Below are 18,790 nucleotides of genomic sequence, written 5' to 3'. Positions count from 1 at the left end.
AACAACCATTCAAAATGAATATACCAACCATTCAAAAATTTATATTTAGCTTGTTGTTTCTGAGCTCATTGCAAATGATGGGGCAGGATACAGGCAAAATAACCGGAAAAATTACTTTGAGCGGCAATGTACCGGCAGATAATATTTCTGTAAGCCTTAAAGGGACAAAATATACAGCCGTTACTAATGAGAGCGGTCAATATGAGATTAAAAATGTAAAACCGGCTTCTTATACCATACGGGTAAGGGCAGTAGGGGTAAAAGTGGTAGAGGAAACTATTGTTGTTACTGCTAATCAAACCACAACAAAAAACTTTGCACTTTCTGAAAATCAGGAAGATCTTGACGAGGTTGTGATTACAAAAAACAAATACAAACAAGACAAACCTTCTTTGTCCTTACGTCTTCAGACTCCTGTATTAGAAATTCCGCAAAACATTCAGATTGTAAGCGGTCAGACATTAAAAGATCAGCAAATCATCAGCATGAGCGACGGGGTTATTCGCAACGTGAGTGGTGCTGTGCGTTTAGAACACTGGGGAGATATGTACACAAACATTACCATGCGAGGATCTCAAATTCAGGCATTTCGTAATGGTTTTAATGTAGTTAGTTCTTTCTGGGGACCACTTACAGAAGACATGAGTTTTGTTGACCATATTGAGTTTGTAAAAGGCCCGGCGGGCTTTATGCTTTCGAGCGGTGATCCAAGCGGACTTTATAATGTAGTTACCAAAAAACCAACGGGAATCACAAAAGGCGAAGCTACAGTTATGGCAGGAAGCTATGATTTCTACAGAGCAAGTGTTGACTTTGATGGTAAATTTGACAAAAAAGGTAAGTTCTTGTACAGAGTTAATGGTGCTATTCAAAAGAAAGGTTCTCACAGACCATTTGAACACAATGACCGTTATGTATTTGCTCCTGTACTTTCTTATCAAATAGATGATAAAACAAAAATTACTTTGGAGTATAATCTCCAACACGCAAATATGACTGAGGTGGGTTCATTTTATGTTTTTGGAGCTGATGATGGCGGATATGCTACAATGCCAAGAAATTTTACGATGACGCAACCAGGTTTGCCTGATACAAAAATGAATGATCATAGCGGATATCTTATGTTTGAGCATAAGTTTGATGATAACTGGAAACTTACTGCACAGACATCTTATTTTAAATATTTACAGGAAGGATACAGTTCATGGCCTAGCGTTGTAGGGCCTGAACAAGTAGCGCCTCAAGAACTTGGTTATGGTGAGATTATCCGTAATGTAGGTATATGGGATGTTGATAGTGATATGTTTTTAGGACAGCTTTTTATCAACGGAAAATTCAATACAGGAAATGTTTCTCATAAGGTTTTAGGTGGTGTAGATTCAGGCCAGAAAGAATATTATGCAGACTTTTTTCAATCACATGATTTGGATACTTTCGACAATCCATTTAATGTTTTTAATCCAAATTATGGAACTCCGGCTAACGGATTACCAAATTTTGATCGTGAAACTCCTATTAAACAAAGATCTTTTGGAGGTATGATTTCAAAATATGCAGCAGCTTATATTCAGGACGAATTGGGCTTTTTTGAAAATAAATTAAGATTGACACTTGCAGCCAGATATACCTGGATTAGCCAGACAAGCTGGGGAGATTTACAAGAAGATAATCACATTACACCACGTGTAGGTCTTAGTTATTCTATTACGCCAACTACATCAGTTTATGGATTGTACGATCAGGCTTTTACACCTCAATCTGGTGTTACACAAAATGGTGATGAAGTAAAACCTCTTACTGGAAGTAACATCGAATTTGGAGTTAAAAAAGATTGGTTTGATGGTTCATGGAGTACTACAGTTGCAGCATATAGAATCATCAAGCAAAATGAATTAACTTCTGATCCTACTAATGGTGCAAATGATATATGGAAAGTCATATTAGGAGAGAAGAGATCTCAGGGTGTTGAATTTGATGTAAGAGGTAAAATCCTTGATGGTCTTAATTTAATTGCTAATTATGCTTTCACTGAAGCAATTGTAACCGAATCAAATGTACCTTCTATTATTGAAGGAAGTTCTTTAACAGGATTTTCAAAACATGTTGCAAATGCATGGTTAAATTATACGCTTGTATCTGGTAAACTAAAAGGGTTGGGAGCTTCGATAGGAGGAACTTATCTTGCAGGCAGACAAACAGATACATGGGCGGTAGGATTAGAAAAACTTCCAGATTATTTTAAACTTGACGGAGGTTTGTCATACGAAACAGGAAAAATGAAATTCACGGCAAATGTTTTCAATATTCTTGATGAATACCTTTACAGTGGTTCTTATTACAACTCAGAAACTATAAAAGCTTATAGCTGGCAAACAGAACAGCCAAGAAACTTTAGAGTTGGTGTTACTTATAAATTCTAAGCAAAATATTCCTTTATACGCCTATTGATTAATTTTCATAAAAAAGGCATACGTAATGTATGCCTTTTTTTGTGCTTTTATTTTAAAAGTAAATTTTCAATTATTATTGTTTAATAATGGATATCGATTTACTGTTCAGTTTATTTTTAATGAAATAAATACCGGTTGCCTGATCAGAAATATTGATTACATTTCCTGAACCTTGCTTTATTTTTGTTCCAAGGGAAGAATAAATCGTCCATTCCAGTTCTTTTGATAAATTAAAAATTCCTTTTGACGGATTTGGATAAACACTAATCTTTTTTGATTCTTCATCTGGATTTTCGATACCAAGATTGCAGTTATGAACCATATAGGTAATTTCCTTTTTATTATTTCCTGCTGTATTTGATACCGTCAAAGAGACTGTTTTATCTCCTTCGGTAGCGTAAACTACAGAATGAGGCCCAATTCCTGTTGCGGTTGCCGGTGCTGCACCTTCGCCAAAACTCCAGTTATATGTATCTACTGTCCCTACAGATACAGAAGTAAAAGTTACAGGCGTATTCAGGCATCCCATTTGTGTATTTACTTCAAAATCAGCAACGGGTGCTGCGGTATTTCCTGATAACGTAAACTCAAGTTTATTGACATTGACATCCGCTTCCTCAAAAAATAAGGTAATCACATGAACACCCTGAGTTAGGGGAATATTAGCAATAGTTACAGTCTGCCAATTCTGAAAACCAGTTGTATTTGGAATATTTACGGTATTGGTCAAATTTACACCGTCTACTTCAAGATGAACGGTTTTGTTATTATATGGTGTAGAAATTCGGAGTTTGATATCATAATTTCCGGTAGAATTTACCTTTGCAGTATATTTAAGCCATTCGTTTTTGGCTACATATGCAATATTAAATCCGCCTTCGTTACAAACTTCAGTTCCCACATTATCACCGGGTCTGTATGCAGTGTCTCCGCCGCCATTACTGTCAAAGAAAGCACTTGGGCCAATATCATAATTTTCTGCTTCAATGATACCGGGAATCTGTGCAACTAATCCCTGATAAGGTGCAGTGGCAAGCGTAGTTTCAGTATAAAATGCCGTATAAGTTATTGTTCCGGCTGCAGGTGCCTGAAAAGTCTGGTTTACAGTACCACCCTGGCTCCAGTGATCAAAATCATAACGAATGTTGCCAACATATTGTGGAGTAGGTGCATTTAGTGTCTGCAATTTTGCATTGGCTACCACTTTTTTTGTAGAAGGTGCTGTAACGGTTTTTTGATTAAATTCTAAATTTAATAAAGCAGGAGAACTTGTTGCGGTAACATCAACCAGATTGGGGTGAATATCGACAAAAGAAGACGCTGTCAATCCATCGCTATCAGTAACTTTAACCGTAAATCTGTACCAGACATTTGGTGTTTTTTCACCCTGGTTTGATGCTACAAAAGTTCCTGAACTTACGCCCTGCGGACTTGCTCCTGGATGGGAGTGCCCTGCTCCGGGAACATCTTCGTGAAATAAATCCATGCTCCATGAAAAAGCACTTGCAGGCAGTGTTCCGTCTTCTGTATCTGTGGCAGTAGCAGAAAAATTAACAATATCATCTGCATTCCATTTTAATGTTGGAAGAGGAGAAACTAAAGTGACTGTCGGCGCATTACTAAAAGGAGTTATTGTAAGTGTTGCCGGATTACTTGTAACACTTCCGGCTGTATTGGTTACAACAACTTTGTAGGCTCCTGCATCTGCATTGGTCACATTTGCAATTGTATAACTTGCGGCTGTTGCTCCCGGAATATTCACATTATTAAATTGCCATTGATAACTTAAACCAACGCCGCTTGCAGTTACATTAAAAGTCACAGGATACGTTTCCATTATTGTTTGTGTTACCGGATGATTTACAATCGTCGGCACTTCAGTTTCGATATAATTAAGTCTTATTAAAGAGCCATTATTTCCATAAGCGCAATAATAAAGGTAACCGTCATTTCCTAACATCATACCCAAAACATATTGCTGGGGAGCGGTATAAAATACATCAGAAGCAGGATCTGCTACATTAGGATCAAAAGATCTTATTTCGGTTCTGACATAATCCTTAAAAATAAACTTCCCATCAAGATTTGGGTAACGAGGTGTTGCCGGGTTGTATAAAACTCCGTTAGTAAGGGCATTTCCAATACTTCCGGTCGCGTAGGTAAATATTGGATTTGTAAATAAGTTGGTTTCGGGTTGTTTTCCATCGCCGCCCTGAGGATGTCCCCAGGCATAATTTCGAATAGTCGGATTGCTTATTTCATTTACTTCTTCCCAGGATGTTCCAACATCGAGAACAAATAATTTATTGGCTTTAGGATTGGGAATCAGTCTCCACGGATTTCTAAACCCATAAACCCAGATACTTTGTCTTTGCACCGATCCGCTTCCGTAATATGGATTTCCGGGAGCTGGTTGTCCATCTTCGGTCAGGCGTAATATTTTCCCTTTATAAGTATCCAAATCCTGCGAATTTGTGTTTTGCTGACTGTCTCCAACGGTTACGTACAAAAATCCGTTAAAGAATTTTAAATCGCCGCCATTATGAAATCCGCCGCCAATAGGTTCCAACAGCAGAATTTCCTGTCTGCCCACTACCTGATTTGCATTATCAATCTGTACTCTTTCTATTCGGTGTCTGATCACTCCTCCGTTATCTACACTATAAAATACATAGATATATCCATTTGTCGCAAAATCAGGATGTAGAGTAAGCCCCAGCAATCCTTGTTCGTTATCCGTAACAGTTGTAACCGTAAAAACATTAGTTACGGTGTTGTTTTGGTACACCTTTACAATACCGCCTCTTTCGGCAATAAATATTCGGCCATCAGATGATTGTTCCAAAGAAAGCCCCTCTTTAATAGTTTGAGCAGGAGCAAGGTTTTCTGTAATGTACTGGCAATTGGCCTGCCAGGAAATAAGTAAAAAGGAGACATATAAAAATGTCTTTACTTTTGATAAAACGGGCTTAAAACGTAATTTTTCTTTCATAACTATTTAGTAGATTGTGATTTGGTATCTCAAATTTAACATTTTTTTACGTATTAAACTCTACTCATACATTAAGTTTTTATAATATAAAGATGATATTCTATAATCAGATTTCTGGCCGATTTTTTAATTTTAAAATAATCATATATTAAAAATTTTAGAATGGAAGATTTTTTTAACGACGTTTACAAGCATTTAGAAGGATATTATTATAGTATAGTCGACCTGACACCAAAATTTATATTGGCTGTTGCTATTATTTTGGCCTCCTGGTTTATCGCAACCAGGGTAGGAATACTTGCCGATAAAAAATTGAAAATGAGAATGCACGATCCTTTACTTGCCACTTTTATTGCGCGGTTAATTAAATCTGTTCTCATTATAATTGGGGTTTTTATAATGTTCAGAATCATCGGATTGAGCGGTGTCGCACAAAGTTTGCTTGCAGGTGCGGGAATTTCTGCTTTTATAGTTGGTTTTGCTCTAAAGGATATTGGCGAAAATTTTCTTGCCGGAATCCTTCTTGCTTTCAAAAGGCCTTTTTCTATTGGTGATATTATAGAAAGTAATGGCGTAAAAGGCGAAGTGCTGGCATTAAACCTTCGTGATACCGAAATAAAAAGTGACAGTAAAATAATTTACATTCCAAATGCACTTTTGATAAAAAATACCCTTATTAATTATAACAGCAGCGGTTTTCTGTTGCAGACTTTTACCGTAGGTTTAGAATACGGATCAGATTTTGACCACGCCATTGAGCTGGTAAAACAAGTTCTGGCCAACAATGATGATGTAAGCGATAAAGACCATAACGATTCGGCTTATATTGCAGATATTACGGGCGCAACAGCACAGTTGAATATTCGGTATTGGGTTGTTACAACAGAAACAAAATCAGACAATTCTGAAAGCCGCTCAAAAATAATTACAGAAGTATTAAAAACTTTAAAAGAAAACGGATTTGTTGTCAAATAGCAGCAAATCCGTTTCTTTACTTTAAAGTAATAAGCCTTTATTTATTCATGGAAATATAATCTGATGGTGACATCTCAAAATGTTTGAGAAAACTTCTTCCAAAACTTGTTTGTGACTTATAACCAACCATTTCGGCAATTTCATACATTTTGTAATTTTCGGTTAAAAGCAGTTCAGCAGCTTTTTTTAAACGCACAATATTGATTAATTCATTTGGGCTAAGATTCGAGATGTCTTTTATTTTTCTGTATAAAGTAGAACGGCTCATATTCATGATTTCTGCCAGGGACTCTACACTTAAATCAGAATCGGTTATATTTTTCAGAATTTCTTCATCGAGTTTTTTCAGGAATTTTTCATCCGTTTTATTATGTGCGATGCTTTTGATATGCGAAAGCGGAGAACTTGCATAATATTTCATAATCTGCTTTCTGTTTTCTATAAGGTTATTGGCCTGAACTTTTAAATAATCCATAGAAAAAGGTTTTGCGATATAAGCATCAGCACCAACCTCAAGTCCGTCAATTTGCGATTTAAGCGAATTCTTGGCAGTCAGTAAAATTACCGGAATATGGCTGGTTTCTAAGTTGGTCTTGATTTTTTTGCAAAGCGTGATTCCGTCCATAACAGGCATTTGTATATCACTGATTATTAGTTGAATGTTCTCGTTATGAATAATTTTCAGCGCATTCTCTCCATTATCAGCTTTCAAAACGGTATAAGATGATCCTAATTCTGAAGTAATAAAACTCAGAAGATCTTCATTATCTTCTACAACCAGAATCTGTGTTCGTTCATTTCTGGTCTCAGTTTCCACTTTTTCCGTTTCTTTTGGATTGGTTTCTTTTTCAGAATCAGTATAAAACATAAATTCTTCTTCCTGATGCAAAGGAACTGTAAGCTCAAAAATATTCAGTTTTTGATCTGAGATCAACTGAAGATTTCCATTATGCAATTGCGTGAGCGAATGCGCCAGCGAAAGTCCGATTCCGGTTCCTGATGCCGCATCGGTATTATTGACCCTGAAAAAAGGTTCAAAAATTTTATCCTTCAATTGAAACGGAATCAATTCACCGTCATTTTTCACAGTCAGTGTCAGTTTTTTTTCATCCCTGAAAAGTGTAATCGAAACTTTTTCCTTAGAATATTTGATTGCATTATTGATCAGGTTACTCAGGATTTTCTTGAAAGCTTCCTTATCAACAAAAGCAAAAATATCTTTCTCTCCCAGTTCCAGTTCAAACTCAATTTGCCTTTCTTCAATCAACTGGCTAAATCTCAAGTGTAAATTTCGAACCATCGACGAAATATTGGCTTCAACAAAAGTAAGTTTCAAGCCTCCGATTTCAGATTTTCTAAAGTCCAGTAATTCATTCACCAATTTCAATAATCGTGACGTATTTTTCTTCATTATAGAAAGATTCTGCGGTACTTCCGGAGATTTATGCTCCATAACGAGTAATTTTTCCAAAGGCCCTTTTATAAGCGTAAGAGGCGTTCTGATTTCGTGCGCCACATTTGTAAAAAAGTCAATTTTGGCCTGATAGATTTCTTTTTCCTTTTCATCGTTCAGGTGTTTTATTTTTCGGTTATTTTTAATCTGAGTAAGATTTTGAGAATAACGAATCACATAATAAAACCCGGCACACATCAATAAAAAATAAAAAATATAAGCATAAATACTAGCGTAAAAAGGCGGTAATATTTTGATTTTTAGTTTAATTTCTTTGCTCCAGATTCCAAAACTATTTAATGACTTTACTTTAAAAACATAATCTCCCGGAGCCAGTTCGGTAAAAAAGACCTTATTGTTTCGCTCGAGATAAACCCAGTCATTGTTTACATTTTCAAGTTTATACCAATATTCGGTAAGTTCCGGTGCGGTATAATTTAAAGACGCAAATTCGAGATTAAAAGAAGACTGGTTATTGTCAAGTTCCAGCTCGTCAATATGAGAAATGGATTGTTTTATTGGCGAATCATTTTCATTGGTACCAATATCCTTATTATTGATCTGAAGGTTGGTAATAAAAATAGAAGGCGTATACTTATTCCTGGTAAAATTTTTTGGGTTGAAACTGATCATTCCGTTTAGATTTCCAAAATACATATCACCATTAACATCCCTAAAAGCTGAGCTGTAATTGAACTGGTCGCTTAATAAACCATTTGCCGTTGTATAGATTTTAATGCTCTTGTGATCCGGCCCAAATTTTACAAGACCTTTAGAAGTCGTAAGCCATAAGTTCTTGCTCTCATCTTCTAAAATCGAATAAAAAACATTACTCGGAAATCCATTTTTTGTGTTGAATTTCTTAAAAGTCCTGGTTTTTTTATTGAACAGGTTCAAACCATTTTCGGTAGCAAACCACAAGTTATTTTGGCTGTCTTCAAAAATTGAATTGATAGAATTATTGCTGATGCCATTTGGGTTCTTATAATCGTATATAAAAACTTCTTTTTTTCTGGTTTTTGTATTATAAAAAAACAAACCGTCCCTGTAACTTCCTGCCCAGTAATTGCCATCGCTGTCTTCCTTAAAATTGGTGTAATGCGTATTTTCAGGGAAAATTTTCAGGATATCAAAATTATCGTTTGCTTCATTATAAGTATAAATTCCCAAAGTAGTAACCACAAAAAGTTTCTCATTTTTGTTTTCATAAAAAGAAAATATAAAATTACTGTGCAAACCGCTCGACGGGTCATTTGCGCTGTAATGTTTGATTACAGCACCTGAATTTTTGTCAAGAATATCAAGCCCATGCTCAAAAGTTCCGACCCAGATTTTATCTTTTCGCGGCAGCAAAGCGTGAATGTTATAATAAGAAACACTGTTGCTGTTTCCGTTTGGTGAATACGAAGTAAATTTTTGTGTTTTCGGATTAAATCTGTTCAGACCCGCATCCTCAGTTCCGATCCATAAATCTCCCGAATCGTCTTTATGAATTTCCCGGACCGCACTTCCGTTAATGGAGTTCTGATTGTTTTGGGGAAAATATTTTTTAAACTGTGTGTATTGTTTCTGATGGTAATTGATACCGCCAAAATAAGTCCCGATCCAGATTCCGTTTTCCTTGTCAATTGTAATAGAATAAGCTGCATTGTCTGAAATCGCATAAGGATCATTATAATTTTTGCGAATATTCAGGTTTCTTTTTGTTTTAAGATTATAAACATAAACACCCGATTCGCTCGCAATCCAGAGTTCTTCGTTTCCTTTCTTTTTAAATTGTCGCACAAATACAGGATCCTTTCCGGTAAATTGCAAAGAAGAAGTGATTTTGGTTTTAATGTTATAAACCAATACACCATGATCCTGAGTTCCTATCAGAATGGTGTCTTTGTCCCAGGCATAAATAACTGTAATCCTGAAATTGGTTTTGCCAGGCGGCGGATTTAATGTGATACTTTCAAAAGAGAGGTTCTCTTCAGAATAATGGTATACTTTATTTAAGGAAGAAGCCCAGATTTCGCCTTTCTGATCCCTTGTTATTGATGTTGTTATAAAATATTTACTGGGATTAAAAGTTTTGGTTTCCTTCTTTACAGGAGCATATTTGTAGAGTATATTTCCTGAAATAAACCAGATGTTTCCTTTTTTGTCGTGATTAATATCATTGATCCTGTCATTGATGGCTTCATTAAAAACCGAAAAATGGTCTTCTTTTTTATCATATTGATATAAACCCTTGTCGGTTCCGACCCAAATAGTCCCGTTATATTGATGCAAAGACTGAATATAGTTGCTTCCTAAACTGTTAATCGGGTCATTCTGGCTTCTGTAAGTCTTAAAACGATAACCATCAAACCTGTTTAATCCATCCTTTGTACCAAACCACATAAAACCGTCATCGTCCTGCATTGAGGTCAGAACAGTATTATTTGAGAGTCCTTCTTCAACCTGAAAATGTTTGAAATAATATTCCTGGGCGTGAACAAAATTTTCAGAAAAAATCAGAAAAAATATAAAAAGAAAGAATTTACGCATTGTTATAAAAATTTAATGTAAAAAAGGGCTTCTTCAAATCGTCTCAATATTATTCCAAATGTTGCAAAATGAGATTAATCGTCACAATTTGATACAATTTGAATCATTTGACATAGATATTGACACAAATGAATCATTTTATTTTGAATTAAAATCATCTACTTTGAATAATCAAATAAACGATATTGATAATTTTTGACTTAAAAAAATACACTATCAATAAAATTAAGTTTGAAAAAGTATCTCATCAATAATTGCTAAACCAAATGAACAGATTATTATTAAAGAGCAATATAAATTATTTTGTTCGAATACCCGACGATTAATAGTATTGTATTTGACCAACCAACTCAAAAAAAATGAAAACTATCTAAAATGAAAAATCAATGAAAACAAAGTTCACTCAAATTTTAAAGCAGAGATATTACCTCTTGTTTTTCTTTAGTTTATTATTACAACAAACGTATGCACAACAGCAAATAACCATAACGGGAAAAGTGGCTTCTGCAACAGGAGAACCAATTCCGTTTGCCAACGTTGTGATCAAAGGCACCAAAAACGGAGCAGTTACCGACTTCGATGGGAGATATAAAATTTCAGCCGCTTCCAACCAGACCCTGGTATTTAGTTCGCAAGGATACAAAACGGTCGAAATCGCGATCAACAACCAAACAACAGTAGATGCTTCATTGGGCGAAGATGCAATGAAACTCGATGAAATTGTAGTTGTAGGTTACGGTTCTCAACAGAAAAAGGATTTAACAGGAGCCATTTCGCTTGTAAAAGCAGATGAAATCCAGAAACGTCAGGTGACCACAGTTGCAGATGGTCTGCAAGGTCTTGTAACCGGAGTAAAAGTGCGTGGCGGCGGACGTCCGGGGCAGGAAGCTAATATTGAAATCCGTGGTTTGAAAAACCTGCAAAACACAAACCCATTATATGTAATTGATGGTTTGGTTACTTCTGCAAACAGGGATTTCAACCCAAATGATATTGAAACTATTCAGGTTTTAAAAGATGCATCTGCAGCAGCAATTTATGGCTCAAGAGCTGCAAATGGTGTAATCATCATCACAACCAAAAAAGGAAAAAAAGGCCCTCTAAAAGTAGAAGCTTCTGCCAAAACAAGTTTTACCACAATGCCAAGATATGATTTAATGGGCACAGAAGAATTTGCCAAATTAAACAATCAGGCTTATGATAATGCCGGATTTACAAGACAAAACCTAAACATGGCTGTAAATACAGACTGGCAGGACGTAGTTTTTAAAACAGGAATGATTCAGGATTATAATGCAAGTGTTTCAGGAGGAGGAGATAATTCTTCATTTTTCATGTCCGGAAATTATTTTGGAAATGAAGGAACTGTAGTTTCTACAGATTTTGACAGAATTTCGTTCAGAGTCAATTCGAGCGGATCAAAAGGAATTTTTAGTATTGGAGAAAATTTAGCCATCAGTAATTCCAGAACAGACGAAATGTCCGGAAATCCGATTATTGATGTTTATAGATTAACGCCAACAATTCCGGTTTATGATGAATCGAATCCGGGAGGTTACGGTTACGGAAAAGCAGGTGTTGCAGATACTTTTGGTACAAATCCTCTGGCCATAGCAGATTTTGCAGATACGAACAGAGAAAACTTTAGAATCAGAGGGAATATTTGGTCAGAATTAAAATTTGCTCCTTGGTTAAAATACCGTTTTAATTTTGGATATGAATCTAGTTTTGATTCGTATAAATTCTTAAGAAAAGTAGGGAACTGGTCTTTAAACCAACCACCGGATCAGTCTTATACAGATCAAAATAAAGCAAGATCAGAAACAAAATTGTTTGAAAATACATTGACTTTCAAAAAACAATTTGGCAAACATGATGTAAGTGTTTTAGTAGGTCAGACTTTTCAAAAAGACACCTATAATCAAATTTACGGAACAAAAAGAAATTTGGTAATTAATTCTGCCACAGGCCAATATTATACAGTTTTAAATCAGGGAGATTCTCCGGTAGTTGGAGGTTTTATAAATGAAGCTGCTTTAGCATCTTACTTGGGAAGAATTGAATATAATTATGACAACCGCTATTTGCTTAATGCTGTTTTAAGACGAGACGGATCATCGAGATTCAGTGATGCAAATAAATGGGGGAATTTTCCATCGGTTTCGGCCGGATGGAGAATAAACAACGAACCTTTCTTTAAATCTGAATTCATTAAAGATTTGAAATTAAGAGCAAGTTACGGAGAATTAGGATCTGGTAATATCGGAGAATACGAGTCAAAAAGTTTCGTTAATAATTTCGGACAGATTGTTTTAGGAAGCACACAAGGATTACAGCCTTCCGGAACTCAGGTAAAATTATCAAATTCGGAGTTACGCTGGGAAAAACTGAAACAAACCAATTTTGGATTGGACCTTGGAGTTTTAAACAATGATTTGCGTCTTACAGCAGATTATTTTATTGCCCGTACAGAAGATGTATTATTTGGTTTCCCAATTTTGTTAACTACAGGAAATGACGGAGGAAACCCAATTTCTAATGCAGCAACTGTAGAAAACAAAGGTTTTGAATTGGAATTGGCTTACAGCAAAAAAATCAACGACTTCTCGTTTAATGCTTCTGTAAACTTTACAAAAATAAACAACAAACTGGTTTCATTGGGTAACGGACAAAACGAAAACATTTCCGGAAACACAATCACAAGATCAGGTATGCCTGTTGGAATGTGGTTTGTTTTAGAAACTGACGGATTGTTTCAAAACCAACAGGAGATTGACAATTACAAAACCGCCGATGGAAAAGTAATTATGCCAAATGCCGTTCCGGGAGATATTCGTTTTAAAGATAATAACGGTGACGGACAAATTTCCAGTACCGATAAAGCTATTGTGGGAAGCCCGTGGCCGGAGTTTGAAATGGGTTTAAATGCCGGAGCAGAATACAAAGGTTTTGATTTTTCTATGAACTGGATTGCTTCTCACGGAGCCACTGTTTATAATGGATTTAGAAGCGTTGTAGACCGTTTTGATGATAATAGTAATTACAGAGCCGGAATTCAGCCCTGGACACCCGAAAACCCAAATACTGATTTTCCAAGAATCACAAAAGGTTCAACCTTAAATTCAAGAGGAGATAGTGACCGTTTCTTAGAAAATGGTGATTTTATCAGACTTAAATACATTGGGTTTGGTTATAATTTACCGGATAGTGTTTTGAAAAATTCAGGAATTACAAGAGCAAGATTAACATTGTCAGCACAAAATGTTATTACCATTACAAAATACAAAGGACTTGATCCTGAGTTTACGAACGGTAATATTTTTGAAAGAGGTGTAGATAACGGAGCTTTCCCTAATCTACAGACGTATTCTTTTGGTGTTGAGTTTAGCTTTTAATTTTAAAAAAATAGCACAATGAAAAAAATAATAACAATAACCGTAGTTTTCTTAAGCCTCATTTTTACTTCTTCGTGTGAAAATGAACTTGACTTAAACAGCCCAAATGATGTAACAACAGACCAGTACTGGAAAACGGAAAAGGATGCACAAGCCGGTGTTAATTCTATTTATGCCATGTTTTATAAAGATGGACTATGGGCAAGATGGATTTATTTTCGCTTAGATTTAACTTCAGATGAAGGATATAGCAATAGCCCGTGGACAGAACTGGCAGACTGGACAAGATTCAATTATATCAACTATAATTTCTGGGAAGGAAACTCAGTAACGTGGAGAGATACTTACAAAGCCGTTTTTAGATGTAATCAGGTTTTAGCAAACGTGCCGAATATTGCTTTTCAGAATGAAAATGACAAAAAGCAAATTCTGGCGCAGGCAAAATTCTTCAGAGCATTACACTATTACTATGCAGGAATTCTTTGGGAAAATATTCCGCTTGTTTTAGAGCCGTCTACACCAAGCGATTTGCCGCCACAAAAAAATCTTACAGAGGTTTGGGCCCAAGTAGAAAAAGACCTGAATGAAGCTTACGAAGATTTGCCAACAAGCTGGACCGGTGATAATATCGGCAGACCTGACAAAGGAGCTGCAAAAGCTTTTTTGGCAAAAGTCTATATGCAGCAGCACAAATGGGCTGAGGCAAAAACAGCTTTGGAATATTTAATCTCAGGGCCTGGAGCCAAATACAATCTGGTATCAAATTACAGAGACAATTTTACGGATGTGAATGAAAATAACAGCGAATCTGTATTCGAGATTCAGTTTGGCGATCAAAGAAAAGGAGATACAGGAGAGGGACAGAATGCTGCAGTATCGAGTAATCGTGCACAATTTTTTGCTCCAAGAAGTATCGGATGGTCAGACGGTCAGGCTCGTTTCTGGTTGGTAAATGCCTTTAAGGAAGAAAAAAATAAAGACGGAAATCTTGACATAAGATTAAGATGGAGTTTATATTATCCAGGTTTATTAGCTGATTTTGGAGACAAAACATACGGTAAAAACTGGGAATGGGGCAACGACGAAGCCTGGTTTAGAAAAGGAAGCCGTGACTATTACAGAAACAATGAAGATTACTACAGTCAGGTAAATTACAGATTGGTTCGTTATGCTGATATCTTATTGCGCTATGCCGAAGTTTTAAACGAACTTGGAAATACAGCAGAAGCTTATCAATATGTTGACTTAGTAAGAGCCCGTGTAAACTTAAACACACTTGCTGTGGCACATCCTGAAATCGGTAACGATCAGGATAAATTCTTAGAGAGATTAAAGATGGAGAGAGCTTTAGAACTAGCCGGAGAAAGCGTTCGCTGGGAAGATCTAAAACGCTGGGGAGATTTAGATTCTCAGGCTTCTGTGGATAAAATTGCCCTTCGTGATCCTGATTTCAAAAACTTCGTAGTGGGTAAAAACCATAGATTACCTATACCTCAGGTAGATGTAGATAATAATCCATACTTAGACCAGCACCCCGAATATTAAACTATTTAGTAAGGGAACCAGAGCCCCCGATCTGGTTCCTTTAATCAACAATGAACCTATGTTCTAATTAAGAAAAATGTAATGAGAAAAATAAAATTGTATCTGACACTCGTGTTAGCAGGCACGGTATTGCTTGGTTGCAACAACAAAAAAAGCAATTCTGAAGAAAATAAAAGCGAAACAGCTGTAATCGAAAAAAGAGAAATCTGGACAAAAGACCAGGCCAATAACTGGTACAAAGAGCAGCCCTGGTTGGTTGGGGCCAATTATTATCCAAGTACAGCAATCAATCAGTTAGAAATGTGGCAGGCAGATACTTTTGACCCAAAAAGAATCGATCAGGAATTGGGCTGGGCAGAAGGAATCGGAATGAACGTAATGCGTGTTTACCTGCATGATTTATTGCACCAGCAAGATCCGGAAGGACTGTACAAGAGAATGGACACTTATTTGGGAATTGCCGATAAGCATCATATAAAAACATTATTTGTATTATTTGATTCTTGTTGGGACCCGTTTCCTGCATTAGGAAAACAACGTGCTCCAAAACCTCATACACACAACTCCGGCTGGGTACAAAGCCCGGGGCAGAAAGTACTTCAGGATTCTACACAATACCCTCGTTTAGAGAAATATGTAAAAGAAACTGTCTCTAAATTTAAAGATGACAAACGTATTTTGGGCTGGGATGTATGGAACGAACCGGATAATATGACAGGCCCTTCATACGAAAAAGTAGAAATAAAAAACAAAGTCGATTTGGTTTTGCCTCTTTTAAAAAATGTTTTTGTTTGGGCAAGAGAAAGCAATCCATCACAGCCATTGACTTCCGGAGTGTGGGCAGGAGACTGGAGCGACGAAGCCAAAATGCAGCCAATGCACAAAATGCAGCTGGAACAATCTGACGTTATAACATTTCATAATTACAACACACCTCAGGATTTCGAAAAAGTAATCAAACAATTGCAGCGTTACGGAAAACCAATGATTTGTACAGAATATATGGCCAGACCAAACGGAAGCACTTTTGAGGGTTTTCTGCCAGTTGCCAAAAAATACAATATTGGTATGATAAACTGGGGGTTGGTAGATGGAAAAACACAAACCAAATACGCATGGGACAGCTGGACAAAAACCTATACCGCCGAGCCAAAAATTTGGTTTCACGAAGTATTCCATACAGACGGAACGCCATACATCAAAGCAGAAACTGATTTGATTAAAAAAATGACATCTGAAGCGAATAAGAAGAATTAGATAATGTGTCAATTAGGAAATGTGTCAATTAGATAATTAGATTATAGATAATTTTTGCCACAGATTGCACAGATTTAGATGATTACTCTTTTTAATCCTTTAATCTGTGGCAAAAAATAATTAGTGAAAATTAGTGGAATTCGTGGCAAAAAAAGCATTAGATAATTAGATAATGTGCCAATTAGATTAAGATTGTTTTTTTGCTACAGATTACAGAGATTTAGATAATTAATCTTTTTAATCCTTTAATCTGTGGCAAAAAATAATTAGTGAAAATTAGTGCAATTCGTGGCAAAAAAACATTAGATAATTAGATAATGCGCCAATTAGATTATAGATAAATTTTTGCTACAGATTACAGAGATTTAGATAATTAATCTTTTTAATCCTTTAATCTGTGGTAAAAAATAATTAGTGAAAATTAGTGGAATTCGTGGCAAAAAAACATTAGATAATTAGATACTGCGCCAATTAGATTATAGATAAATTTTTGATACAGATTACAGAGATTTAGATAATTAATCTTTTTAATCCTTTAATCTGTGGCAAAAAATAATTAGTGAAAATTAGTGGAATTCGTGGCAAAAAAACATTAGATAATTAGATAATGCGCCAATTAGATTATAGATAATTTTTTGATACAGATTGCAGAGATTTAGATAATTAATCTTTTTAATCCTTTAATCTGTGGCATAAAATAATTAGTGAAAATTAGTGGAATTCGTGGCAAAAAAAGCATTAGAAAATTAGATAATGCGCCAATTAGATTATAGATAAATTTTTGATACAGATTGCAGAGATTTAGATAATTAATCTTTTTAATCCTTTAATCTGTGGCATAAAATAATTAGTGAAAATTAGTGGAATTCGTGGCAAAAAAACATTAGATAATTAGATAATGCGCCAATTAGATTATAGATAAATTTTTGATACAGATTACAGAGATTTAGATAATTAATCTTTTTAATCCTTTTAATCTGTGGCAAAAATTAGTAAAAATTCGTGGCAAAAAAACATTAAATCTTTTAGCAACATGAAAAAAAACACAATAAAACTGCTCTTTTCTCTAGCAGTAATTCTGGTCGGATTTTCAGCGAAAGCGCAACAGCCAGATCCGCCCGGGCAGGTAAAAGGGAATGAAAAACCCAAAAACGAAGCCTATCTTTTTGCGCACATGACGCACAATGATTATGGCCGATTGTATTATTCTGTTAGTCTAGATGGTTTGCATTGGGAAAACCTGAATAGCAGCAAAAGAGTTTTTGAAGAATACAAAGGACATCCCGATATCTGCAAAGGCCCTGATGGAAAATATTATATCGCAGGCAATACCGGAGATGATGCAAAAAGCATTAATATCTGGGTTTCGGATGATTTGGTTACATGGAAAAAACATGCTGATTATACGCCCGATTTAAAAAGCACACCCGATTATGCCAACGCTTTACAGCGAATTGGTGCTCCAAAATTATATTACGACAAAGATTCAGAGAAATTTATTATGACGTGGCACACGCCGCATCTCGACGGAACAAAAGAAGATCCGGAACGTTATTGGGCAAGCCAGAGAACAATTTATGTTTTGTCCAAAGATTTAAAAACATTTGAAGGAACTCCAAAACGCTTATTCGATTGGGATATGGGAACCATAGATGTCTTTATTCGTAAAGTTGGCGATTCGTACTACGCTGTGATAAAAGACGAAACCTATCCAACCTTATACTGGACAACCGGAAAAACCATCCGAATTGCCAAATCAAAATCCCTTTTAGGACCTTATTCTTTGCCCCAACAATCAATAAGCCCAAATTTTAGAGAAGCACCCATGCTAATCCCGTCTCCGGATGATAAAATCTGGTACATGTATTACGAACAATATCCCGGAGTTTCCTACGGATTATCAATTGCAGATAACCTAAACGGACCTTGGTTTCAGGCCTCAGGATATACCTTTTTCTCCGATTGGGACAAATACAGTTTCCCCGAAAAAGTACGTCACGGCTGTATGATTACAATTTCTAAAAACGAATATAATAGTCTTGTCAAGAAATTTGGCATTACGAAAAAGTTATAGGTTATGGGTTATGAATGATGGTTAAACATTCTAAGTTGTTTTTTGAGTTAATAAACAAATGGATTACGATATCGGAAATTATAATCCTGTTTAACAAACAAATCATAACCCATA

8 protein-coding genes are annotated in these 18,790 nt (G+C 35.8%); 6 read left to right on the top strand and 2 right to left on the bottom strand.

Annotated elements, in window-relative coordinates; genetic code table 11:
- The first annotated feature begins 14 nt into the window (after positions 1 to 14).
- Entirely contained in the window at positions 15 to 2,420 is a 2,406-nt protein-coding gene (locus tag JOD96_RS05335; RefSeq protein ID WP_209563235.1) for a TonB-dependent receptor, read from the top strand.
- Positions 2,421 to 2,523: 103 nt separating this feature from the next.
- Here JOD96_RS05335 and JOD96_RS05330 read toward each other — a convergent pair whose 3' ends face one another.
- Positions 2,524 to 5,442 (bottom strand): PQQ-dependent sugar dehydrogenase, encoded by a 2,919-nt coding sequence (locus JOD96_RS05330; RefSeq protein WP_209563234.1) that lies wholly within the window; start codon positions 5,440 to 5,442, stop codon positions 2,524 to 2,526.
- 162 nt (positions 5,443 to 5,604) lie between these two features.
- Here JOD96_RS05330 and JOD96_RS05325 point away from each other — a divergent pair, with 162 nt between their 5' ends.
- Positions 5,605 to 6,417, top strand: a complete 813-nt coding sequence (locus tag JOD96_RS05325) for a mechanosensitive ion channel family protein (RefSeq protein ID WP_209563233.1) — start codon at positions 5,605 to 5,607, stop codon at positions 6,415 to 6,417.
- 37 nt (positions 6,418 to 6,454) lie between these two features.
- Here the strand turns inward: JOD96_RS05325 and JOD96_RS05320 are convergent, their stop codons facing one another.
- On the bottom strand, positions 6,455 to 10,405 hold the full coding sequence (locus JOD96_RS05320) for a two-component regulator propeller domain-containing protein (protein WP_209563232.1): 3,951 nt from the start codon (positions 10,403 to 10,405) through the stop codon (positions 6,455 to 6,457).
- A gap of 386 nt (positions 10,406 to 10,791) precedes the next feature.
- Here JOD96_RS05320 and JOD96_RS05315 point away from each other — a divergent pair, with 386 nt between their 5' ends.
- From JOD96_RS05315 to JOD96_RS05300, 4 genes are all read left to right on the top strand, one after another.
- Positions 10,792 to 13,800: a SusC/RagA family TonB-linked outer membrane protein gene (locus JOD96_RS05315; protein ID WP_209563231.1), complete on the top strand. Its 3,009-nt coding sequence runs from the start codon at positions 10,792 to 10,794 to the stop codon at positions 13,798 to 13,800.
- An 18-nt stretch (positions 13,801 to 13,818) separates the two neighbouring features.
- Positions 13,819 to 15,345 (top strand): RagB/SusD family nutrient uptake outer membrane protein, encoded by a 1,527-nt coding sequence (locus JOD96_RS05310; RefSeq protein WP_209563230.1) that lies wholly within the window; start codon positions 13,819 to 13,821, stop codon positions 15,343 to 15,345.
- Positions 15,346 to 15,426: 81 nt separating this feature from the next.
- Entirely contained in the window at positions 15,427 to 16,602 is a 1,176-nt protein-coding gene (locus JOD96_RS05305; RefSeq protein ID WP_209563229.1) for a cellulase family glycosylhydrolase, read from the top strand.
- A gap of 1,033 nt (positions 16,603 to 17,635) precedes the next feature.
- On the top strand, positions 17,636 to 18,676 hold the full coding sequence (locus tag JOD96_RS05300) for a glycoside hydrolase family 43 protein (RefSeq protein ID WP_209563228.1): 1,041 nt from the start codon (positions 17,636 to 17,638) through the stop codon (positions 18,674 to 18,676).
- Positions 18,677 to 18,790: the final 114 nt, after the last annotated feature.

Source organism: Flavobacterium sp. 1355, from assembly GCF_017833415.1.
Classification (GTDB): Bacteria; Bacteroidota; Bacteroidia; order Flavobacteriales; family Flavobacteriaceae; genus Flavobacterium.
Note: the sequence above shows the minus strand (reverse complement) of the source record. Positions and strands in the feature narration are given on the sequence as shown.

Coding starts and splice junctions, on each gene's coding strand:
- JOD96_RS05335 (WP_209563235.1), top strand. CDS start 15: ATGAATATACCAACCATTCAAAAATTTATATTTAGCTTGTTGTTTCTG.
- JOD96_RS05330 (WP_209563234.1), bottom strand. CDS start 5,442: ATGAAAGAAAAATTACGTTTTAAGCCCGTTTTATCAAAAGTAAAGACA.
- JOD96_RS05325 (WP_209563233.1), top strand. CDS start 5,605: ATGGAAGATTTTTTTAACGACGTTTACAAGCATTTAGAAGGATATTAT.
- JOD96_RS05320 (WP_209563232.1), bottom strand. CDS start 10,405: ATGCGTAAATTCTTTCTTTTTATATTTTTTCTGATTTTTTCTGAAAAT.
- JOD96_RS05315 (WP_209563231.1), top strand. CDS start 10,792: ATGAAAACAAAGTTCACTCAAATTTTAAAGCAGAGATATTACCTCTTG.
- JOD96_RS05310 (WP_209563230.1), top strand. CDS start 13,819: ATGAAAAAAATAATAACAATAACCGTAGTTTTCTTAAGCCTCATTTTT.
- JOD96_RS05305 (WP_209563229.1), top strand. CDS start 15,427: ATGAGAAAAATAAAATTGTATCTGACACTCGTGTTAGCAGGCACGGTA.
- JOD96_RS05300 (WP_209563228.1), top strand. CDS start 17,636: ATGAAAAAAAACACAATAAAACTGCTCTTTTCTCTAGCAGTAATTCTG.